The sequence below is a fragment of the Paraburkholderia sp. FT54 genome, assembly GCF_031585635.1.
In the GTDB taxonomy this organism is placed as follows: domain Bacteria; phylum Pseudomonadota; class Gammaproteobacteria; order Burkholderiales; family Burkholderiaceae; genus Paraburkholderia.
Map to the genome: position 1 here is coordinate 663,619 of NZ_CP134197.1, position 20,820 is coordinate 684,438.

The following is a 20,820-nucleotide window of genomic DNA, read 5'->3' on the forward strand; positions in this document are numbered from 1 at the left end:
CCAACGAGCGCGAACGAAGTTTCACACGGCATTTGGCTACAGCGGCCAGTCTTGGCCTACAGGAAAACGACAAGGCGCCAAGCCGGCCTACCTGCATCTTGCCCCCCAAGAGGCGCTGGAGGACTGAGCCCCGCGCGCCCTGCAAGTGGACGATCAGCCGAACTTCACCTGCTCGGTCACGTCGCCGTACATCTGCTGCTGGCGGAGCGCGGCAATCTGGATGACTGCGGGGATGGTCACGCGATAAGCGGCGCCGGCGACGTCGACCGCGGTCCAGACACCACTGATGATCCAACCCACCGGGCCGGTCAGGATCGCCATCGTCCGGGTGAGCAATATGTTCCCACCAAACGATAGACCCCGGCCAACCAGGGCCTTCAATACCGCATTCACGATGATCAATGTGAGCTGGTAAGACTTAAAGCCGCCCGCGCGGAAGATGGTCTGAAAAACTACGGCCAGTGCCGCGGACGTGATGTTGGCAAAGTCCTTAATGCCCAGTTCCTTGGCCAGATCACGGAGTTGCTCGGGCGTCATCTTCGCTAGGGCGTCCTGCAAAATCTTCATGAGCAGGTTGCCTTCGATGGTCTCGACCGACGACTTCTTGCTGTAGTTCACGTCGAGCTTGTCGCACACATCGCACAGCACCTCTTTATACGTTACGCCCTTGCCGCCTCGGAACATCGTGGCGAACGTGTTGCCCCCGAAACACTGCACCTCCGCAGCGATGAGCTGCCAATACCGGTTGTGGTCGGGAGCGTATTTCTTATAGAGGTCCGACATCGTGAGCTCTTCCGTCAACCGCGCGCTCCCGTCTTTGTCGTGCGTCAAGCAGCGCACTAAGTCGTTCAGATCGCTAGAACTAAGCTTGCCCAAGAATTCGAGATCTGGGTCGTGTCGATATGCCATTTATATTCTCTGCTCCGTACTTTGAATGGAATCACCGGGGCGTCCGCCGTCGCCCCCCTGCCTGGGCCCGCTCCTCCTGCCGCCTGGCACGGCGCCCCCACGCCGGGTTTACGGCCCGCTCTCGAATAACTTAAGCGCGCGGTACATTCCGACTTCGTGCCGTTCCCGCTCTCCAACCTCTGCCGGAGCAACGCGCGCAGCTGCTTGCCTCTGCGTCCGAGAGTCGACCGTACGTCGGTTGGTTCTTCCAGTCGCTTGCCCCCCGGACGACGGGCGGCCCAAGCAGCAGCGCCATCGAATGGGTGCCTGTGCGTCGACAGGCGGGTATCGAATGGAACGGATCTCAATGCGGCCGTCCGTTTCATCAACGGCTGCTATGGCGCGACTGGTGTGAACGCACACTGTCGGTCAACTAGCGACATTCACCCGCTCACAATGCTTGAGCGAAGACGGACCCGAGGTCACTTTAGCTAGCCAGCTAACTTCACACTGCTTGCGCATGTAGTCACCTCCGTTGCGGTGATCGAGGGAGCCCTTGCGATTCATTATCTTCGTACCCGCTGCGCCGTCCGTTGCGCTTGCGCCCTATTACGGCCCGCTCTGTTCATCATAGCAATGACGCTTTTTTCCTCGCTAAAAAGCTTGCATTTTTTCCAGAAAAAACTACCTTCAGTAAAACAAAACAATTCTTCGTTCGGCACCGGAGGAGACCCATGCCGGCTACTCGTACGATGATTGCGCGTCGGGCTGGCGTCAGCGTGGCCACAGTCGATCGTGTCCTGCGCGACGATCAGGCTGTGCGTCCGGAAACTGCTGAACGCGTGCATCTGGCACTCGCGAATCTGCGTGATGAGCGGGCGAGCCGCGGCCGGCCGGCAAAGGTCAGCTCATTCCGGGTCGCGTTCGTGCTGCCGCAAGTGAACTCCCGCTTCCTCGATCACGTCGAGCGCGATATTGCGCTGTCGGCCAGCTTCTTTCGCGAGCACCGCATCACCCCTTCGTTTTACCGTTGCGATTTTTCCAGCCAGCGCGAGACCGCTGCGTTCGCCGCCGAAGTGATCGACTATGACGCGCTGGTTCTCGCACCTCTCGACTATCCGTGGGTTGAGCGTTTCATCGAAGAGATGAGCGATGCCCACGTGCCAGTCGTCACCGTGTTCTCCGATTTACCCGCGAGCCGGCGCGCCGCGTACGTGGGTGTCGACAACCGGATTGCCGGACGCACGGCGGGACTGCTGATGGGGCGCTTCCTTTGCGCGAAGCTCGGCACTGTTGCGGTGTTATCGGGATCATCGCGTCTGCATGATCAGGTGGAACGGCGCACCGGCTTTTCGCAAGTGCTGGAGGAGGACTTCCGCAACCTGCGCTGGATCGCCGAACCGGACTTCGCCGAAGACGACGATGGCGCCGGTCTTGCCGTACAGGGCTTAAGTGCGCGCCATGCGGACCTGGTCGGCGTGTATGTGACGGGCGGCGGCATCTCCGGCATTGCAGCGGCATTGCAGGAGTCCGGCGACAAGGTTCACCTCGTCCTGATTGGCCACGAATGCACTGCGGAGACCCGCACCCAACTGTCGGAGCGTGCGATCGACGTGATACTCGATCAGGACGTGCGCGGCATTGTTCATTGGGCCGGGCTCGCCGCGATTAATTTTCTTAACGACGTCCGGGGGGCGCTTGCCATCCCCACGCCGGAAACCCGGATTTATCTTCGTGAGAATGCGCATGCCTGACGCTCGCGACACGCGGACCGACTTCTGATCTGCCAGAGCCGAAATGCGGTGCCCGGCGCATGGGCGCTGAATGTCATCAGGTTGGAGACCCGAGAAAGACAAGGAGAAGAGACATGTTACGTCTGACGTCAACGAGGGTAGTGGCGGCAACCCTCATATCGCTGGGGCTCGGCACTGCAACGGGCGCGCACGCACAGGACAAACAGTTGACACTCTGCTGGGCGGCATGGGATCCCGCCAATGCACTGGTCGAACTATCGAAGGATTTCACGACCAAGACCGGCATCAAGATGAAGTTCGAGTTCGTGCCGTGGACCAGTTATGCCGACCGCTTCATCAATGAACTCAATTCGCACGGTAAGCTCTGTGATCTGATCATTGGCGACAGTCAGTGGATCGGCGGCGCGGCGGTCAATGGACACTACGTAAAGCTCAACGACTTCTTCACCAAGAACAAGATCTCCATGGACGACTTCGTACCGGCGACGGTGGTGGGATATTCGGAGTGGCCAAAGAATACGCCGAACTATTGGGCCTTGCCTGCGATGGCTGACGCGGTCGGATGGACTTACCGTAAGGACTGGTTTGCGCGCCCAGAGCTGCGCGCAGAATTCAAGCAAAAATATAACCGCGAGCTCGCGCCGCCCACTACGCTCGACGAACTCAAACAGACTGCGCAATTCTTCCAGGGTCGAAAGATTGACGGCAAGACGGTCTATGGCGTGTATATCTTCACGGAGCGTGGATCCGAGGGGATCACGATGGGCGTGACCAACGCCTTGTACAACTTCGGCTTTGAGTATCAGGATCCCAAGAAGCCCTATCACCTCGATGGCTTCGTGAATTCGCCAGGCGCGGTGAAGGGGCTCGAATACTACAAGGCGCTCTATAAGTGCTGCACGGCACCGGGCATGACCAACGCCTATATGCAGGAAGGGCTCGACGCGTTCAAGTCGGGTCAGGTGGCGATGCAGATGAACTGGTTTGCGTTCTTTCCAGGGCTTTATAAAGACCCGAATGTCGGAGGCGACAAGATCGGCTTCTTCGTCAATCCGCGTGAGGTAAAGCAATACACGCAATTGGGCGGCCAGGGCATCTCGGTCGTCTCGTACTCGGACCATAAAGAAGACGCGCTCGAATATATCAAGTGGTTTGCGCAACCTGACGTGCAGAAGAAATGGTGGCAACTGGGCGGCTATTCGGCGGCCAAATCGGTGGTCGACGCCCCGGACTTTCCGAAGAGCGCGCCGTTCGCACCCGCGTTCCTGAAGTCAATGGCAATCGTCAAAGACTTCTGGGCAGAGCCCGCTTACGCCGAACTGTTGCTCGACATGCAGAAGCGTGTGCACGATTACGTCGTGGCCGATAAGGGCACGGCCAAAGATGCGTTGGATCTGCTGGTGAAAGACTGGACCAAGGTCTTTAAGCAGGAAGGAAAGTAGTAGCGTTTTAGCTAACCTTGACTGGACCGGCGACGGCTGAACGGCCTGTCTCTGGTCCACTTGAAGGAGCCAGGCATGTTGGCAGATAAGCCTTTTTCTCCCACGAGTCTCGAAGCGGGAGCGTCAACGCGCATCGCGAAGCGGTTAAGCGGTCTGTCGGATCGGGCCATCGCGTGGCTCTTCATTCTTCCGACCATTCTGCTGCTGCTCGCGATCAACATCTTCCCATTGATCTGGGCGCTTCGACTGTCGTTCACCAACTTCAAGTCGAACATGCCGAGCGTGCCGGCGCGTTTTGTCGGCATCGACAATTATGTCGACATTCTGACCGACGAAGATATCTGGTACGCGATGCAGGTGACCGCGCACTTCGTGTTCTGGTCGGTCGGGTTGGAGGTGTTGCTGGGTTTCAGTCTTGCATTGCTGATCAACCGGCAGTTCCGCGGACATAGCTTCTGGACCACGCTAATCCTGCTGCCGATGATGCTGTCGCCTGCTGTAGTGGGCAACTTCTGGACGTTCCTGCTGCAACCGCAGACGGGGCTTTTCAACGATATCGTCAGCTTCTTCACCGGCATCGCGCCGGGGTCGTTCCAGATGATCGGCGACGTGGCGCTCGCGCCGTGGACCATTGTCATGGTCGATACGTGGATGTGGACACCCTACGTCATGCTCATCTGCCTCGCGGGCCTGCGTTCAATTCCCGACTATATCTACGAAGCAGCGGAAGTGGACCGCGCGACGCCGTGGCGTCAGTTCTGGTCGATCACGTTGCCCATGACCATGCCGTTCCTGATGCTGGCGGTATTGTTTCGCGGCATCGAGAACTTCAAGATGTTCGATATGGTGAACCTGCTGACATCGGGCGGCCCGGGCTCGGTTACCGAAACGGTATCTATCACGCTCAAGCGTGCAGCCTTCGAAAAGTGGCAGACGGGTTATTCGTCCGCGCTCGCAATCATCCTGTTCGTGACGGTATTCGGTGCGGCGAATATCTATGTGAAGGCACTTAACCGGATCAAACAGCGATGAGACCGACTACGACACAACATTCCGTGGTGGCGTCATCTCCGCGCGCCAAGCGCTTCGCGGCTGCGGTCGTTATCGCCTATGCGCTGATTGCTACGTTACCGATGGTCTGGATCTTCCTGACGAGCTTCAAGACGCAGGAAGATGCGATAGCGTATCCGCCCGTCGTGCTGTTTCAGCCTTCCATGGAAGGCTATGTGAACCTGTTCACGATCCGCTCGCGGCAGACACCTGAGTTCATTGCGAGCCTGCCGCCTGCGCGGACCTGGTATGAGCGTGAGGTGCGCAAGCGCAACATGGTGATCGCCGGACCTTCGAAGGTTTTGCCGCGCTTCATGAATTCGCTCGTCATTGGATTCGGTTCGACGTTTCTTGCGGTATTTCTCGGCACGCTGGCGGCATACGCGTTTTCGCGTTTCAAGGTGCCGCTGTCCGACGATATGCTGTTCTTCATTCTCTCCACACGGATGATGCCCCCCATCGCAATCGCCATTCCGATCTACCTGATGTATCGCGCGTTGGGCTTGAGCGACAGCTATGTCGGCATGATCGTGCTGTACACGGCGGTGAATGTTTCGCTAGCGGTGTGGCTGCTTAAAGGCTTCATGGATGAGATCCCGCGCGAGTATGAAGAGGCTGCGCTGGTGGACGGCTACACACGTTTGCAGGCCTTCGTGAAGGTGGTTTTGCCGCAAGCGATGACGGGCATTGCCGCCACAGCGATCTTCTGCCTGATCTTTGCATGGAACGAATACGCGTTTGCTTCGCTGCTGACAAGCGGCGATGCGCAGACCATGCCGCCATTCATTCCATTCATCATCGGAGAAGGCGGTCAGGACTGGCCTGCCGTTGCAGCTGCGACCACCCTATTTGTGCTGCCAATTCTCTTTTTCACCGTTCTGCTGCGCAAGCATCTGTTACGGGGCATCACCTTCGGAGCCGTGCGCAAATGAAACGTGGAATCATTCCGCCGCACCGCTGGCTGTTACGTCGCAGGTACAGCGAGAATGCGTCGACGGTACTGATCGGTTTGGGTGTGGCCATGCTGGTGCAGCCGTTTTCGTTGGCGCTCTTCACCTGGTCGTTTCCGGTCCTCCTGGTGGGCGCGCTCGCGTTCGTCGTCACCAGCCACTTTCCTGACTGAATCATGTCCACGATCGTTCTCGCTCATCTTCACAAGCGCTTCGACGATTTTGTCGCGGTGCGCGACACCAGCCTGACCATCGGCGCGGGACGCTTCGTCGTGCTTCTCGGACCGTCAGGCTGCGGCAAGACCACGACGCTGCGGATGATCGCGGGGCTGGAGCTACCGACTTCCGGCCAGATCCTGATAGATGGTGAGGACGTCACTGCGTTGCGCGCGCGGCAACGCGATATTGCCTTCGTGTTCCAGATGTTCGCGTTGTATCCACATATGACGGTGCGCAATAACATCGCGTTTCCGCTGAAGAACGAACATGTGTCACGCAGCGAGATTGCCACCCGGGTCAATGCAGCGGCGCATATGCTGCGCATCGAGGACATTCTCGATCGGAAGACTGGCGGCTTGTCCGGTGGCGACCGGCAACGCGTGGCGCTCGGACGCGCGATCGTGCGGCAACCGAAAGCATTTTTGATGGACGAACCGCTCGGCACGCTCGATGCAGACTTTCGTGAACTGATGTGCCTGGAATTGCGCAAACTGCACAACGCGCTCGCCGCCACCACGGTGTACGTCACACACGATCAGAGTGAGGCGATGGCCATGGCGGACGATATCGTCGTGATGAATCAGGGCGAAGTGTTGCAGGCGGGCTCGCCCCATGAGATTTATCACTTCCCCGCGACAGTGTTCGTCGGCAACTTCATCGGCAGTCCGCCGATGAATTTCTTGCCCGCCGACGAGGCGGTTATGGCGGGCCAGGAGCAGGTGAGTCTGCATGGCGCGGTGGTATCCGTACCGCGTTGCGGTGCCGCTGCCGCGAACGTGTTGCTGGGAATCAGACCAGAGCACGTCCTGATCGACGAGCACGGTCCGCTGCGCGGCCAGGTGATCGCCGACGAATACCTTGGCTCGCACCAGGTATTGGCGGTTGAAACCGCGCTTGGCGTCGTGCGCGTGCGGGCAAGTAAAGACGATGGTGTTGCCGCGGGCACGATCGTCGGTCTGTCGTTTCGGAAAGAACGCACGTTGCTTTATGACGCCACTACTGAACGCCTGCTGCCGGGCGCTACTTCCAGGCTTTCTGTCAACGGAGACAGTCATGGCTGAAGTCCAGCTACGCAATGTATCGAAGCGCTTCGGCAACATCGTTGCGGTGGACGACCTGTCGATCGACGTGAAAGACGGCGAATTTGTCGTGCTGCTCGGACCAAGCGGCGCGGGCAAAACCACTACACTGCGCCTGATTGCGGGACTGGAACGTCCCGATGCCGGCGACGTGCTAATCGACGGCGCGGTCGCCACCGGCGTGCATCCTTCCGATCGCGATGTCGCGTTTATCTTTCAGCAATACTCCTTGTATCCGCATCTGACCGTGTTCGGCAATCTTGCGTTTCCTCTGCGTTCGCCTCGTCGTCGCAGCAGCGAGGAACAGGTCCGCGCGCGCGTGCATGCGGTCGCGCGGATGCTGCATATGGAGGCGAAGCTCGACAACATGGCAACGCACTTGTCGGGCGGCGAAATGCAGCGCGTCGCGATCGGACGTGCGCTCGTGCGCGAGCCGAAAGTGTTTCTGATGGACGAACCGCTATCATCGCTCGATGCAAAACTGCGTGAGGAATTGCGCATCGAGCTGAAGCGGCTGCATCGTACGATTGGTGCGACCATCCTCTACGTCACGCATGATCAGGTGGAAGCCACCACACTGGCCGACCGCATCGGCATTCTTGAACACGGCCGTCTGGTGCAACTCGGCACGCCGCGCGAGGTCTACGGCAATCCGGTTTCATTGAGCGCGGCGCAGCGGCTCGGCTCGCCGCCCATCAACCTGCTGCCACCCACGCTGTTCGATTCAGCAGCGGTGCCGACCGGCACCGCCACCGTAGCGATTCGTCCTGAAGACGTGGTGCTGCACGAGGGCGACGCGCGTGACGCACCCGGCATCGATAGTGCACGCGACGCACTCGACCTGAAGGTGCTCGAATACTCACCACTGCGCCACTTGCTGATTTTGGAGCGCGCCGGAACCGCGGTTGTGGCGACCACAATGGCCGAACGCAATTTCAGCCCGGGGCAGTCGGTGGGCGTGTCGCTGCCCGCTCGCAGCCTCTTATATTTCCGTGCAGACGGCAGGAGGATCCCGACATGAACGGCAAAACGATCATGGAGTGTATCGACGCCGCATACGCAGCGCTGAAAGAACACACGGAGGAAATCGCCCTACTCGACCAACAGATCGGCGATGGCGATCACATCTTCAATCTGCTGCGCGGCATGGAGGCCTTGCTTGCAATGCGTACGGACATCGAAGCGGAAACCTTAGGGGCCGCGTTGGAACTCGCGGCGAACAAGGTGCTCTCGACGGTCGGCGGATCATCCGGGCCGCTGTTCTTTTCGCTGCTGAACGGGATGGCGAAAGCGTCGGCGAACAATCCGCTGGATGTTGCGGGCACCGCGCTGATGTTCGCGGCAGGCGTCGAAGCGGTCGGACAGCGAGGTAAGACGGGCGTAGGCAGCAAGACGATGATGGACGTGCTGATTCCCGTTGCCGCGCGCTTCAAGGAGCTTGCGACCGTCGAATCACCTACGTTGCGAAAAACAGTGCTGGAGGAATTGCCGCCGGTGGCCGAGCAGAACATGCTCGCCACCCGCGATATGCTTGCGACCAAAGGGCGGGCATCGTTTCTGGGCGAACGTTCGCGCGGTCATATCGACCCTGGTGCGCGTTCCAGTCAGATCATGATCACCGCCGTATGCGCGCATCTGGCGCGCGACCGGGCGTGAAAGGAGGCCAGGCCATGAAAAAGTTCATCAACCACGTCGACGATTTCCTCGCCGAAAGTCTGGCCGGATTCGCATCCGCGCATAGCGATCTGGTCGTACTCAACAACGAACCGGTGTATGTGCGTCGCAAGACGCTTAAACCGGGCAAAGTGGCATTGATATCGGGCGGCGGTTCGGGACATGAGCCGTTGCACTCCGGTTTTGTGGGCTATGGAATGCTCGACGCAGCCTGTCCCGGTCAAGTCTTCACATCACCCACGCCAGATCAGATGATGGCCTCTGCCGACGCTGTCGATACCGGTGCGGGTGTGCTATTCATCGTGAAGAATTATTCGGGTGACCTGATGAACTTCGAAATGGCATCGGAGATGTCCGAGGTCCCGAACGCGATGGTGCTGATCAACGATGACGTGGCGGTGGAAAACTCCAGCTACACTACAGGACGGCGTGGTGTAGCTGGCGCGGTGATCGTGGAGAAACTGGTAGGCAGCATGGCCGAAAGCGGCGCCGACCTCGAACAGTGCAAGGCGTTCGGCGACCGGATCAACAAGCGCACCGCTTCAATGGGTGTGGCGTTCAGCAGTTGCACCGTGCCGGCCGCGGGAACGCTGACGTTCAAGATTGGCGATGATGAGATCGAAGTGGGCGTGGGCATTCACGGTGAGCCGGGCCGGCGCCGCGCCAAGTTCTCGGGCGCCGATGCGATTGCGGGAGAGCTGCTCAAAGCGATCGTCGATGACCTCAAGCCCCAGGCCGGAGCCGAATTGCTGGTGCTCATCAACGGCCTTGGCGGAACACCGCTTGGCGAGCTTTACCTGCTCTTCAACTCGACGCGCACGTGGCTTCAGCAACGCGACCTGAAGGTCGGCCGGGCACAGGTGGGTGCGCTGACGACGTCGCTCGAGATGGCGGGCGCGTCGATTACGTTGTGTGTGCTGGACGACGAAATGGCACGCCACTGGGACAGCCCGGTCCATACGCCGTCGTTGCGTTGGGGGATGTAGGGCGCGCTGGTGCCGTGTTGGACTGCCGCGGTTGCACCGACGGCATGCCCGCTCCACTCCGGATCGTCTCAACGAAAGAAAGTCCGCCACCATGTGGTTGAACTTCTCCGCCTGCGCCGGTCACCATCGGGATACCCGGTCATGACGGGGCGCTATTACGCCTCGCCGCCTCGATTGCAGGCGAGGGAACCGATAACATAGGCCTCCGGTTGCCCTGCCAGACCCGCCAGGCGATCGCAGGGCTGAGCAGCGACGACGGCGGCATCATCAGGTTTACAACCTTGAGAAACGCAATCGCCAGCGTACTGTCGCGTGTCGCGGCACTGTGAAGCTTGCCAATGTACCAATTGATAAAACGCAGCATCGGCGGGCGCGCGCCCTTGACTTGTGGATGGCGGAGGTCGTTGCCAACCGCGATGTCCCACGGAATATCGACGATCTTCGCGGCCGCCCTGAAGAATCGACGCGCAAGATCGTTCGAACCCGCGCGCAGGCACCGCTGCAGCGTCAGCGCTTCCTCTGCCGCGACCGTCATGCCCTGCCCGTAGACAGGGTTGAAGCTGCAGATGGCATCGCCGAAAACCAGATAATTTTTGGGGAAGCGTGCGAGCTTCTCGTACCGCCGGCGCAGGCTGGAGACGTAGCGGTAGCGCCTGTAATCGGTTAGCGGCTCCGCTCTTGCGACAACGTCGTGAATCTCCATGGTCGGCAGCGTCGCCAGATACGCGAGAAAGCCCTGGTCGTTGTCGGGTGCGTCGTCGCCAAGGAAACCGCCGGCACTGACGACCCAGCTGTCGTTTTCCTGCGCGAGCATGACGCCGTTGCGCCAGTTTGGCGCACTACCGGCGACAACGACACCTTGCTTGCCGTCGAGATCAGTCGGTCGACGTCGATAGCTACGGGTCGTGTAGCAGATGCCGATCTCGACCTTCTCTTGGGCGGGAGGTGGGTAGCCGAGCTCTTCAAGCCACGTCGCACTCGATGAGCCGCGGCCAGTCGCATCAACGACAAGGTCCGCGTTGATGGTCTCTTCCGGCTTGCCCTCGACGCATGTGCGCACACCGGTCACGCACCCGCGAGCGGGGTCGCTGGCGAGACCCCGCATAGCGCAACGTTCTATGGCGCGCACGTTCGTCAATCCCAGGAGTCGTCGGCGTAGGTGACCTTCGAGCACGGGACGGCTCGCAAGCAGACCGGTCAGGTCGCTCGTGCCGTCAGCAAGCCTGACGTTGCGACCTATCCAGATCACATCGCTGGCTACATCACCGATCAAGCCACCGCTTTGCGCGACAACCTCGTTGTTATATCCCGGGAAAAATTCCTCGAGTATCGCGCTGCCGCGCGCAAGGAGCCCATGGGTATGACGGCCCTGTGGCACCCCCTTGCGCGGCGTGTCAGCGGCCGGAAACGCATCGCGTTCGAGCACGGTGACGGTGGTGTAGAAATCCGCTAGTGCGCGTGCGGCCAACAGCCCACCCATGCTGGCGCCAATCACGATCGCATGTTCTCCCAGGTTCTTCATGACAATCCTCCAGTTCAATCCGTCGCAATGAGTCCAGCGACCATCGTCTGCAGGCAATGGTAGGATTGTCTCGTCCCCTGAGCGTCCCCCGGACGCCGTCATTGAGGGTCGCCTCGCCATGGCTCTGTTCAGCGTGCGCACGCTTGGATTTCCGGAGATCCGTCGGGACGGCCGGCTATGCCAGTTGTCCTTGCGCAAAGGCCTGGCCCTGCTGGTCTATCTGGCCGAAGCGAAGGGCTCAGTCGGGCGCGACGTCATTGCCACGATGTTGTGGCCGGAAGGCAGCGAAGAGGTTGTACGGGCGCGGCTTCGGCGTCTGTTGCATCGCCTCCAGCACGCGCTCGGCGACGACGTTCTTACCACCGACCGGTCAACAGTTCGATGGTCGGCAGCGATCGATCTGCAGGTGGATTCCCAACTGTTCGAGCAAGCCTGCGACCGCGGCGAGTTCGAGCGGGCATGCCGCCATTATCTCGGCGACTTTCTCGAGGGTTTTTCGCCCGGCGACTGCCCGCAGTTCGACGAATGGGCTTTTTTTCGCCGGGAGGCCTTGCGAGGCCGTGCGATCCAGGCGTTCGAGCGAGTGGTGCACCACAAGAACGCGGCCAGCGACTACGCGGCCGCGGCCGCGCACGCCGGCCGTCTTGTCGAGCTTGATCCGCTCAGCGAAGTGTACGGCCGGCACCTCATCCGCAACCTTCTGCTCGCCGGGGACCGGGCCACGGCCCAGCGGCACCTCGCGGCCCTGACGCAGCGCCTTCGCGACGAGTTCAATGTGGCGCCCGAATCCGAGACCCGCGCGCTGCTCGATGCCGGCGCAACGTTGCCCATCGAGCATCCGCCGTCGACGCGCTACGTCAGCGGTGGCGGCGTCCATCTCGCGTTCCAGACCTACGGCGCCGGCCGCATTGATGTCCTGGTGCTGCCCGGTTTCGTGTCTCACGTCGAACGAGTCTGGGAAGAGCCCCGGTGCCGGGCGTTCCTGTCCTCCCTCGCCGAAATGGGCCGTCTCATCCTGCTCGATCGTCGCGGCGTCGGGCTTTCCGATCGGGTCGGGTTCAATCCCAGCGTCGATGCGACCGCGCTGGACATCGGCACCGTGCTGGACGCCGCCGGCAGCCGGAGGGTCGTGCTGTTCGGCGCGTCAGAGGGCGGACCAGCATGCATCAAGTTCGTCGTCGATCACCCCAATCGCGTCGCTGGCCTCATTCTGTTCGCCTCATTGGCGAAGGGAACCGCAGCGCACGACTACCCTCACGCCCTTCAGGCTAGCCAGTACGACGTGTGGCTGCAGCAGCTCGTCGCAGCCTGGGGCGGCCCTGCAGGCATTGAGACATTCGCGCCGAGCCTGGCCGGCGATCCTCAGGCGCGAGCCTGGTGGGCAGGCTTGCTGCGGGCCGCGTCAAGCCCCGGCGCCATTAAGGGCGTGCTCGAGACGTTGCGCGACATGGATGTGCGCCATCTGTTGGGCCGAATCTCCATGCCGACCTTGGTGCTGCATCGTCACGACGACCGCGCCGTTCGCATCGGCGCTGGTCGGCATCTCGCCAGTCACATCGCGCAGGCGCGATTCGTCGAGCTCGACGGCGCCGATCACTGGGTCTTCGCGGGCGATCAGCAACCCGTCCTGGACAACATCAAGCGATTTGTCGGCAGTCTCGCTGGGTAGCTGTGACCGGAAGATGCGGCACAAGACGTCAGCTCTGGGAGAGCGCAATTCAGAGTGAGTTCGCCACATCGACGCGCGGTAATGGTCCGATATCCATGCGAACCGGCCGCTCGAGCGCCAACCGCAAACCGCACGGCGTATCGCGTATGGCTGATGATGGCGGCGGACTCGAACAGTCAAAGCAATATCTTTCGAACGTCTGAGTCGGCGAACTGTTATGTATTTCATGCGTGGCAGCGAAGCAGGCAGAACTGGGGCAGCCAGGTTGCACACGCACATTCTCGTATGCATCGGCTCGGCGCTGATCAGTAGCGCTTCTGCCTTGCACGCGACCCATGCTTTTTTGACCTTGGTTCGATGAAGCCTAGAAGCGGGTACGCAAACCTGCCGTGACGGCGACCTGGTTGCTGGTGGCTGACGGTGACAAACCGTTGATGTCAGCCGTAAATACGGTGCCACCGCCGCTCACGTGCTGAAACTGACCTTCGACGTACACGTCAGTCCGCCTGGACAGCGAATAATCCAGCAGCAGGTTGGCCTGGTTCCACTTCGGGCTCGATGCGCCCGCGAGGCTGGAACTGCCGTCTGTGAACGTGTACGACCCTGTGACAGTGAATGCCTGCGTCACGTTGTAGACCGCGTTGACTTCGTAGTTATCGAAACGCAGACTCGAGTTACCGAGGGGGATCGGCGAGGAGCTGGTGTTGTTGATCCCCGTTGCGTCTTCCAGTTTTGTTTCCGTGAACACAAAGCCAACCGTCGCCGGACCAAACTCGTAGTCAAAACCCGCGCCGAACGTACGCTGCTGCCCGGCGCTAAACGTCGAGTCGCTGCCGGTCACCTGGCCGGCCGGATTGACGATGGAGTCTGTCGCGCCGGCCAGATTGGCGGCAGTACCGCCGTTGTTCAGCTGCAGGTACGAAGCCGCGAAACGAAATGGACCGTGATTGTATGAAGTACCGAAGCTATAGGCGCGATTGTTGGAAAAGCCGCCGGCCTCGTTCGAGAAGCCGTACAGGCTGCCGAACCGCCAGCCGCCGTAATTCGGACTCGCGTATTTGACCGCATTGTTAATCCGCATTGTGTTCTGCAGATTGTCGTTATCGTACGGATGTCCGAAGAACACGCCGCCCTTGGGTGCACCAGCGCCCGCCAGCGGCGCAAGGTAGTCGACCATCGCATCGTATTGGCGGCCGAGCGTCAACGTACCGAACTGATCGCTCGACAGACCGGCGAACGCCTGCCGCCCGAACAGCAGGCCATGCTGGCCAAGGGCGCCATTGGTGAGGGTGAAGCCATTTTCCAGCGTGAAGACAGCCTTCAGGCCGCCGCCCAGATCTTCCGATCCACGCAGACCAAAGCGGTCCGGGTTGATGCTGGCATCGGTCATCCCGAATCTACTATGCCCTACGGTTGACCCCGTTTCCTTCTGGTTCGACGTATACGTCAGCCCCGTATCGATGAGGCCGTACAGCGTTACGCTGCTTTGAGCGTGTGCCGCGGTTGCAAAAATACCCGTCAGCAGGGCTATCAGAAGAGTTTTATTCATTGCAGTTGTCAAAAAATCGATGATCTGGAAGATCCCCTGCTTGTCGAAGAATGCTACTTACAGGCAGGCGAATTGTTGCCCTCTCAAAGCGTTTATTAAGCGGAAGCGAAGATTGAAAACCTTGACGATCCTATTCCTTGTGAACGGATGTTCAAAGCAGTGTTGAGGGAATACTGAATTTCAGTTGCGGCAATCTGCCTCAGCGTCAGACGGTCGCGCGCGTCATCGTCCAGGTTAGGTATATCTACGGGACCGGCGGAGACCTGGGCGAGACCGTATGGCGGACAAACTGGCATGGAAGTCGACGGTCGAATGTCCGCCAGAGAGCGCGGTCGAATGGCTGTAGATGGCCCGCCAGCGCCCGATTGACTGTCCGGCAACCAGCCGCTCAGACCTCGGTTTGTTCAGCCATCTCGAGCGCGTCGCCAACTTCGATGCCGACGCATCGAAGCGTGCTTTCCAGTTTGGTGTGGCCGGGAGCATTTGCGCTGCCCGGAGATTTTTAGTGCGGCGTGAGATCAGTGATGCCTGCGTGCGGCGCATGGTGTGCATTCCGTCCGCCGCGTCAAGCATTTGTAATGTGTCGGCCGGTGGGTCACCTATCCAGCGCGGCTTTTGCCATCATCCCGAGCGCCACGCAGATCAACACGCCTCCGAAACCCACCTGCACGTGCTGCGCGAAGAGACGATGCGAAACCAGCCGCCCGGTCACCATGCCGACGGCCGTTGCCAGGCTGAACCACAGCGTCAGGTCGAGCGGCAATGGCGCACCGTGCAGGACCGTCACAACGACGCCGCCGCTGCCGACCAGCGCGATCACCATCAGCGACGTGGCGACAATGCCATGCATCGACACGTTGGTCAGCTTGCGCAGCATGGGCACGATGATGAAGCCGCCGCCCACCCCGAGCAGTCCCGTCATGAGGCCGGTCAATGCGCCGGTCGCCGCGAGTGCGACCCCCGTGGTCCACGACCAGATCAGCCGCCCGGTGTTCGGGTTGATGTGGCCGACGCAAAACCGCGAGTCCGCGCTGTCCGGGCGTCCGCGCCGCAAAGCCTGTGATAACAGCCTTCCGGCCACCACCAGCGATGCCCTGGTCGCGGGCCGCCGCCTCGATTTCGCTAAAGTTGGGCTGGTCGGCGCCTTCGCCGTCCGGGCGATTGCAGATGACGGCGCGAAAGCCCGCTTGCGCGATCGCACGCATGTCTGATGCGGCGATCTGTTGCGATACCGCCAGTTCAGCCGTCAGTTTCCTGATGTCCACCATTTTCTCCAATTGCTTCCGTGAATGAGTTACGCCGGTTCAGATCGCGTTGAGAGGGATCTTCAGATACGGCACGCCGTTGTCTTCCGGATCGGGCAGATGTCCGGCGCGCATGTTGACCTGTACTGACGGCAGCATCAGCACCGGCACGTTCAGTGTCGCGTCGCGCGCGGTGCGCATCGCCACGAAGGCGTCCTCGTTGATACCGTCGCGTACGTGAACGTTGTGCGCGCGTTGCTCGGCGACCGTGCTGACGAACTGCAACGACCGCCCGCCTGGCTGGTAGTCGTGACACAAGTACAGCTGGGTATCGGGCGGCAAGCTCAGCACCTTGTTGATAGAACGGTAGAGCGTGCGTGCATCGCCGCCGGGAAAGTCGCAGCGCGCAGTGCCGTAGTCGGGCATGAACAGGGTGTCCCCGACAAAGGCCGCGCTCTGCACGCCGTCGCTGACGACATAGGTCATGCAGGCGGGTGTATGGCCCGGGGTGTGGATAGCGCGCGCCTGCAACGCTCCAACGGTGAACGTTTCGCCGTCGGAGAGCAGTTGATCGAACTGGCTGCCATCGTGGGGAAATTTCATGCCGGCGTTAAAGAGCTTGCCGAACACGTCTTGCACGCGGGTCACCTGCGCGCCGATCGCGATCTTTCCGCCGAGCCGTTCCTTGAGGTAGGGCGCGGCGGAGAGATGGTCGGCGTGTACATGAGTTTCGAGCAGCCACTCGACCTTTGCGCCAAGCTCCTGGACGCGGGAGATGAGCTTGTCGGCTGTCGTCGTGGAGGTGCGGCCTGACTTCGGGTCATAGTCAAGGACGCTGTCGATCAGTGCGCAGTCGCCTGTGCGGACATCCAGCAACAGGTAACTAATCGTCGACGTACAGGCTTCGAAGAAGCTTTCGATTTGCATGGGGCTCGTCGTATTCAACATCTTCTCCTCAATCAAGTGTTGCTTCGCGGTAGGGTCGGTCACTCAACACAAGAACCGTGCCATTGCATTTCCCTTTTGATTTTCCGCTCCATAGACAACTGATTTTTATCAACATTTTTCTTGAGGCAGGTGGCGCCACACCTCCTCGGACCGTCGACCGAGAGCCAAGACTGCCATTCCTGGCAGCCATGTGGCAGTTGTGGCAGTATCGACGTGTCTTTTTACTGGAGCCGCCGCGGTGAAATCCTCAAGACCGGTGATACCCCTCAGTTCCCTCGTAGCCACTTCGGCCGAACCGCTACAAGCAGCGCCGGATGTCGACACCCTGGTGTCATACCTGGAGCACGACGCTCAGCCCATGATCGTGCTCGATCCCGAGTACCGCATACTTGCCGCCAACACCGCTTATCAACGTCAGTTCGGCATTGCCAGCCAGCCTCATGTCGGCCGCAAGTGCTACCAGGTCTCGCATCACTACGACGTTCCTTGCGACCAGGCGGGCGAGCACTGTCCAATGAAACGGGCGTTCGAACTGCGCGGGCCCGACCGCGTGCTCCACATTCATCACACGCCTCGCGGGCCGGAGCATGTCGATGTCGAATTGCGGCCGATATTCAATTCGCAGCGGGAGGTAGTGGCGTATGTCGAGCGGCTCGCCACGGTGCGCGGCGCGTCCGCCAAGCCCAGCGCGGAAGGTCTGGTCGGACGCTCGACGGCGTTCAACGCCGCGATCTCCGCGTTGCATCGCGTCGCCCCTTCGATGCTGCCGGTGCTTCTTCTCGGAGAATCCGGAACCGGCAAGGAACTGTTCGCACGTGCCGTCCATGAGGCAAGCGAGCGCGCGCAACACCCCTTTGTGGTTGTCGAGTGCTCCGGCATCACGGAGGCCTTGTTCGAGACCGAACTCTTTGGCTATGAAAAAGGCGCGTTCACGGGCGCAGTCGCGCGCAAACCGGGACTGGTCGAGACCGCGCAAGGCGGAACGCTGCTCCTCGACGAAATAGGCGATGTGCCACTGTCGATGCAGGTCAAGCTGCTAAGGCTCATCGAATCCGGCACGTTCCGCCGGGTCGGCGGCATAGAGACCTTGCGCGCGGATTTCCGGCTCGTGGCGGCCACGCACAAACCGTTGCGCGAAATGATTGGCGATGGCCGCTTCCGCCAGGACCTCTACTACCGCATCAGTGCATTTCCAATTAACTTGCCGGCGGTACGCGAGCGCTCCGACGATATCGCGCTGCTCGTCGAATCGATCCTGCAGCGTATCAGTAGCACGCAAGGCACTGCGGGCCGCAAGTTCAGCATTGCAGCGGACGCGCTCGCGGCGCTCCATAGCTATTCCTGGCCGGGTAATATCCGGGAACTGCGCAATGTGCTCGATCGCGCCTGCCTGTTGGCCGACGACGGGATGATCCGGATCGAACATCTGCCGGATGACATGGTGGCGGCGCAGTCGGCGCATCTGGGTGGCGGCACGGGCTCCCCCCCGTTTTCGGCACGCGGAGAGCTTACGGACCATGAGCTCGCACGGCTCGCGGAGGAGTTCTCCGGGACGCGCACAGCGCTCGCTCAACACCTCGGGATGAGTGAACGCACGCTGTATCGTCGACTAAAGGCGCGAAGGTGACGGGGCGCGCCGGGCGCTACGAGCACGTCGTCTGACGGTGGTAGACCAGTGGCAGGACTGAATGTAGTGATCGCAGTCGACCGGGTTGTTCAGTGGACCCCTGTTGTCGATAATGCGAATCGCGGTTTCGTGTCAAGCAACCGGAAGCGGCGCTCGGCGCCGTCCTATTCAACAAGCCGTGCACGCTGGCTCATGCAAGATTCAATGTGAGGCTCGTCTCATTGACGGCGAAATTGCCAGACTGCTCGGCGCTTTCGGCACCGTCGCTCGAATCAGTTTCGTCAGTTGACCGCGCCCTTCGCTGCCGACGGTTGCTCAGATCACAACCGACGGCACGTTCTTCATGCAACGCAGCGCAAACATCGACCGGCTGTGACGAATACCTGATATGCGGTACAGCTTCTCGCGCAAAAAGCGTTCATATCCCGCCGTGCCTTGCACCGCTACTTTGATCAGGTAGTCGTATTCACCGGAGATGAGGTACGCGTCGAGAACTTCCGGTAACGCGGCAAGCTCTTCCCCGAAGCGCGCCAATACCTCGTCCTCATGCCGGTCCAGAGTCACCTCGATGAGGACTGTGTCGGATAGCCCAAGCTTCTCCTGATCGATCAGCGCAACGTACCCGCGAATCAGTCCGATCTCTTCAAGATGTCGGGTGCGGTTCCAGCATGCCGTCGTCGACATTCCGACAAGCTCGGCCAATTCGGCATTCTTCATTCGCGCGTTACGTTGCAACGCGCGCACGATGGCGCGGTCCTGCTTGGTGAGTGTCAAACTCAAGTCGTTCATGGCACGTGAACAGGATTCGTAAAATTACCGGATGGAAGAAACGCTCATCTGCTTTCAACCATTATTCCACCAATTTCAGGAAGCCGCTTCACAGGACGCCGGGCTAATATTTTCACACGCTTTCTTGAAACGTTGAGCAGTCTTGGGTGCGAGTATGTTTTCGGTAATCCCGGCAGGACCGAGTTACGCTGATGGACGCCTTGCATGACGCACCCCAGCTCAAATATGTCTGGGCGCTTCAGGAGGCAAGCGTGGTCGCGATGGCCGATGGTTACGCGGTTGAACCACTCCTTCCGAACCGGCGTACGCCTGAGTTAGCATATCTCTGCGCGAAATTGCCGGCCGACTGGAATGCAATGGCAGGAAGCCTCAGATCGGACAGCTTCCCATGTTCTACCGAATCAGCGCTGGAACTGCATGTACCCCGCAACCTGAGCCAAAAGTAGGAGGACATCCATGGGCAAGCTTGCCGAATCCCCAGAAGCCAACCGGAGAGCGCGACAGTGGCTGATGGCCGCGATGCTGGCGGTGTTCTGCTGTCTGTGCCAGAGCACCTTCGCGCAAGCGGCCGACAACGCAGCGAGCCTACGCGACAAATACCAGAGTCTGACGCAGCAACTCGCGCACAACCAGTTCCAGCGACCGCTTTACCTCGAATCGCAGGAGTTGCCCTCGGCACTCAAGGGCGATATTTACGGTGTGATCAACTATCCGTTCGCGACGGTCAACGGCACACTCAACGACCCCACTCAGGGCCCGGTCAATTGGTGCGACGTGCTGATCCTGCACCTGAACACCAAGTACTGCCATGCGTCGACGAGCGCCAGCGGTACGGTCCTCGCGGTGAACATCGGCAAGAAAACCGAGGAGTCGCTTTCGTCGTCTTACCGTGTTCAATTCAACTATCGTCCGGCAGCGAGCAGCCCGGATTATCTCCGCGTGGAGCTCTCCGCCGCCACGGGTCCGCTGAGTACGAAAGACTACCGTATCGTGCTGGAGGCGATACCCGTGGGCGATAACCGCACCTTTATCCATCTGACCTACGCCTACGGTTATGGCATGGCCGGACGGCTTGCAATGAAAACCTATCTGTCAACGATCGGCAGCGACAAGGTTGGCTTTTCCTCCACACCCGATCCGTCGACGGGCGAGACGCAATACATCGGCGGCGTGCGCGGCCTGGTGGAACGCAATACCATGCGTTATTACCTCGCCATCGATGCGTACCTGGGTGCGCTTTCCAGTCCGTCCAACGCCCGCCTCGAGAAACGCCTCACCGACTGGTTCGACGCGACCGAAGAGTATCCGCGGCAATTGCACGAGGTCAGCCGCGTCGATTACATGCAAATGAAGCACCACGAGTATCAACGTCAGCAGACCGTGCAGTAGACCGCGCAGCAGGGGGGCGTCACCGGCGGAACAAGCGCCCG

The 20,820-nt window shown here is 60.3% G+C and carries 17 protein-coding genes and 3 pseudogenes; 12 read left to right on the plus strand and 8 right to left on the minus strand.

Annotation, left to right across the window (positions count from 1 at the left end):
• Positions 1-153 precede the first annotated feature (153 nt).
• Positions 154-909: a DUF3944 domain-containing protein gene (locus tag RI103_RS35830; RefSeq protein ID WP_310818794.1), complete on the minus strand. Its 756-nt coding sequence runs from the start codon at positions 907-909 to the stop codon at positions 154-156.
• Between the two features lie 713 nt (positions 910-1,622).
• Between RI103_RS35830 and RI103_RS35835 the strand changes: the two genes are divergently transcribed.
• The 9 genes from RI103_RS35835 to dhaK all read left to right on the plus strand — a co-directional run bounded on the left by RI103_RS35835 (position 1,623) and on the right by dhaK (position 10,042).
• Positions 1,623-2,642, plus strand: a complete 1,020-nt coding sequence (locus RI103_RS35835) for a LacI family DNA-binding transcriptional regulator (protein ID WP_310819387.1) — start codon at positions 1,623-1,625, stop codon at positions 2,640-2,642.
• Positions 2,643-2,755: 113 nt separating this feature from the next.
• The gene (locus RI103_RS35840; RefSeq protein WP_310818795.1) at positions 2,756-4,084 is read left to right on the plus strand and encodes an extracellular solute-binding protein; all 1,329 of its coding nucleotides are present in this window, start codon (positions 2,756-2,758) and stop codon (positions 4,082-4,084) included.
• 75 nt (positions 4,085-4,159) lie between these two features.
• Positions 4,160-5,116, plus strand: a complete 957-nt coding sequence (locus RI103_RS35845; RefSeq protein WP_310818796.1) for a sugar ABC transporter permease — start codon at positions 4,160-4,162, stop codon at positions 5,114-5,116.
• The gene (locus RI103_RS35850; RefSeq protein WP_310818797.1) at positions 5,113-6,066 is read left to right on the plus strand and encodes a carbohydrate ABC transporter permease; all 954 of its coding nucleotides are present in this window, start codon (positions 5,113-5,115) and stop codon (positions 6,064-6,066) included. The genes RI103_RS35845 and RI103_RS35850 overlap by 4 nt, the downstream gene beginning before the upstream one ends.
• A complete protein-coding gene (locus tag RI103_RS35855) occupies positions 6,063-6,257 on the plus strand; it encodes a hypothetical protein (protein WP_310818798.1) in 195 nt (64 codons plus the stop codon). Before RI103_RS35850 ends, RI103_RS35855 begins: the two co-directional genes overlap by 4 nt.
• Positions 6,258-6,260: 3 nt before the next feature.
• On the plus strand, positions 6,261-7,364 hold the full coding sequence (locus RI103_RS35860; RefSeq protein ID WP_310818799.1) for an ABC transporter ATP-binding protein: 1,104 nt from the start codon (positions 6,261-6,263) through the stop codon (positions 7,362-7,364).
• Entirely contained in the window at positions 7,357-8,403 is a 1,047-nt protein-coding gene (locus RI103_RS35865; RefSeq protein WP_310818800.1) for an ABC transporter ATP-binding protein, read from the plus strand. Before RI103_RS35860 ends, RI103_RS35865 begins: the two co-directional genes overlap by 8 nt.
• The gene (gene dhaL / locus RI103_RS35870; RefSeq protein ID WP_310818801.1) at positions 8,400-9,038 is read left to right on the plus strand and encodes a dihydroxyacetone kinase subunit DhaL; all 639 of its coding nucleotides are present in this window, start codon (positions 8,400-8,402) and stop codon (positions 9,036-9,038) included. The genes RI103_RS35865 and dhaL overlap by 4 nt, the downstream gene beginning before the upstream one ends.
• A gap of 14 nt (positions 9,039-9,052) precedes the next feature.
• Positions 9,053-10,042, plus strand: a complete 990-nt coding sequence (gene dhaK / locus RI103_RS35875) for a dihydroxyacetone kinase subunit DhaK (RefSeq protein ID WP_310818802.1) — start codon at positions 9,053-9,055, stop codon at positions 10,040-10,042.
• 139 nt (positions 10,043-10,181) lie between these two features.
• Here the strand turns inward: dhaK and RI103_RS35880 are convergent, their stop codons facing one another.
• Entirely contained in the window at positions 10,182-11,564 is a 1,383-nt protein-coding gene (locus tag RI103_RS35880; protein ID WP_310818803.1) for a monooxygenase, read from the minus strand.
• A 118-nt stretch (positions 11,565-11,682) separates the two neighbouring features.
• On the opposite strand from RI103_RS35880, the gene RI103_RS35885 reads away from it, so the two are divergent.
• Positions 11,683-13,233: an alpha/beta fold hydrolase gene (locus tag RI103_RS35885; protein ID WP_310818804.1), complete on the plus strand. Its 1,551-nt coding sequence runs from the start codon at positions 11,683-11,685 to the stop codon at positions 13,231-13,233.
• Positions 13,234-13,597: 364 nt separating this feature from the next.
• Here the strand turns inward: RI103_RS35885 and RI103_RS35890 are convergent, their stop codons facing one another.
• From RI103_RS35890 to RI103_RS35910, 5 genes and pseudogenes are all read right to left on the minus strand, one after another.
• A complete protein-coding gene (locus RI103_RS35890; protein WP_310818805.1) occupies positions 13,598-14,782 on the minus strand; it encodes a porin in 1,185 nt (394 codons plus the stop codon).
• A gap of 388 nt (positions 14,783-15,170) precedes the next feature.
• Positions 15,171-15,349, minus strand: a pseudogene (locus RI103_RS35895) (integrase); the annotation flags it as partial.
• 28 nt (positions 15,350-15,377) lie between these two features.
• Positions 15,378-15,869 (minus strand): annotated as a pseudogene (locus RI103_RS35900) (TSUP family transporter); the annotation flags it as partial.
• Positions 15,868-16,047: pseudogene (locus RI103_RS35905) on the minus strand (beta-lactamase hydrolase domain-containing protein); the annotation flags it as partial. The pseudogenes RI103_RS35905 and RI103_RS35900, both read right to left, overlap by 2 nt.
• A 39-nt stretch (positions 16,048-16,086) precedes the next feature.
• Positions 16,087-16,953 (minus strand): MBL fold metallo-hydrolase, encoded by an 867-nt coding sequence (locus tag RI103_RS35910; protein WP_409077045.1) that lies wholly within the window; start codon positions 16,951-16,953, stop codon positions 16,087-16,089.
• Between the two features lie 379 nt (positions 16,954-17,332).
• Here RI103_RS35910 and RI103_RS35915 point away from each other — a divergent pair, with 379 nt between their 5' ends.
• Positions 17,333-18,601: a sigma 54-interacting transcriptional regulator gene (locus RI103_RS35915; RefSeq protein ID WP_310819388.1), complete on the plus strand. Its 1,269-nt coding sequence runs from the start codon at positions 17,333-17,335 to the stop codon at positions 18,599-18,601.
• Positions 18,602-18,916: 315 nt separating this feature from the next.
• Here the strand turns inward: RI103_RS35915 and RI103_RS35920 are convergent, their stop codons facing one another.
• A complete protein-coding gene (locus RI103_RS35920) occupies positions 18,917-19,375 on the minus strand; it encodes an Lrp/AsnC family transcriptional regulator (protein ID WP_310818807.1) in 459 nt (152 codons plus the stop codon).
• 471 nt (positions 19,376-19,846) lie between these two features.
• On the opposite strand from RI103_RS35920, the gene RI103_RS35925 reads away from it, so the two are divergent.
• Positions 19,847-20,779, plus strand: coding sequence for a hypothetical protein (locus tag RI103_RS35925; RefSeq protein ID WP_409077046.1), 933 nt, complete (start codon positions 19,847-19,849; stop codon positions 20,777-20,779).
• Positions 20,780-20,820: the final 41 nt, after the last annotated feature.

Coding starts and splice junctions, on each gene's coding strand:
- RI103_RS35830 (WP_310818794.1), bottom strand. CDS start 909: ATGGCATATCGACACGACCCAGATCTCGAATTCTTGGGCAAGCTTAGT.
- RI103_RS35835 (WP_310819387.1), top strand. CDS start 1,623: ATGCCGGCTACTCGTACGATGATTGCGCGTCGGGCTGGCGTCAGCGTG.
- RI103_RS35840 (WP_310818795.1), top strand. CDS start 2,756: ATGTTACGTCTGACGTCAACGAGGGTAGTGGCGGCAACCCTCATATCG.
- RI103_RS35845 (WP_310818796.1), top strand. CDS start 4,160: ATGTTGGCAGATAAGCCTTTTTCTCCCACGAGTCTCGAAGCGGGAGCG.
- RI103_RS35850 (WP_310818797.1), top strand. CDS start 5,113: ATGAGACCGACTACGACACAACATTCCGTGGTGGCGTCATCTCCGCGC.
- RI103_RS35855 (WP_310818798.1), top strand. CDS start 6,063: ATGAAACGTGGAATCATTCCGCCGCACCGCTGGCTGTTACGTCGCAGG.
- RI103_RS35860 (WP_310818799.1), top strand. CDS start 6,261: ATGTCCACGATCGTTCTCGCTCATCTTCACAAGCGCTTCGACGATTTT.
- RI103_RS35865 (WP_310818800.1), top strand. CDS start 7,357: ATGGCTGAAGTCCAGCTACGCAATGTATCGAAGCGCTTCGGCAACATC.
- dhaL (WP_310818801.1), top strand. CDS start 8,400: ATGAACGGCAAAACGATCATGGAGTGTATCGACGCCGCATACGCAGCG.
- dhaK (WP_310818802.1), top strand. CDS start 9,053: ATGAAAAAGTTCATCAACCACGTCGACGATTTCCTCGCCGAAAGTCTG.
- RI103_RS35880 (WP_310818803.1), bottom strand. CDS start 11,564: ATGAAGAACCTGGGAGAACATGCGATCGTGATTGGCGCCAGCATGGGT.
- RI103_RS35885 (WP_310818804.1), top strand. CDS start 11,683: ATGGCTCTGTTCAGCGTGCGCACGCTTGGATTTCCGGAGATCCGTCGG.
- RI103_RS35890 (WP_310818805.1), bottom strand. CDS start 14,782: ATGAATAAAACTCTTCTGATAGCCCTGCTGACGGGTATTTTTGCAACC.
- RI103_RS35910 (WP_409077045.1), bottom strand. CDS start 16,953: ATGCAAATCGAAAGCTTCTTCGAAGCCTGTACGTCGACGATTAGTTAC.
- RI103_RS35915 (WP_310819388.1), top strand. CDS start 17,333: ATGATCGTGCTCGATCCCGAGTACCGCATACTTGCCGCCAACACCGCT.
- RI103_RS35925 (WP_409077046.1), top strand. CDS start 19,847: ATGGGCAAGCTTGCCGAATCCCCAGAAGCCAACCGGAGAGCGCGACAG.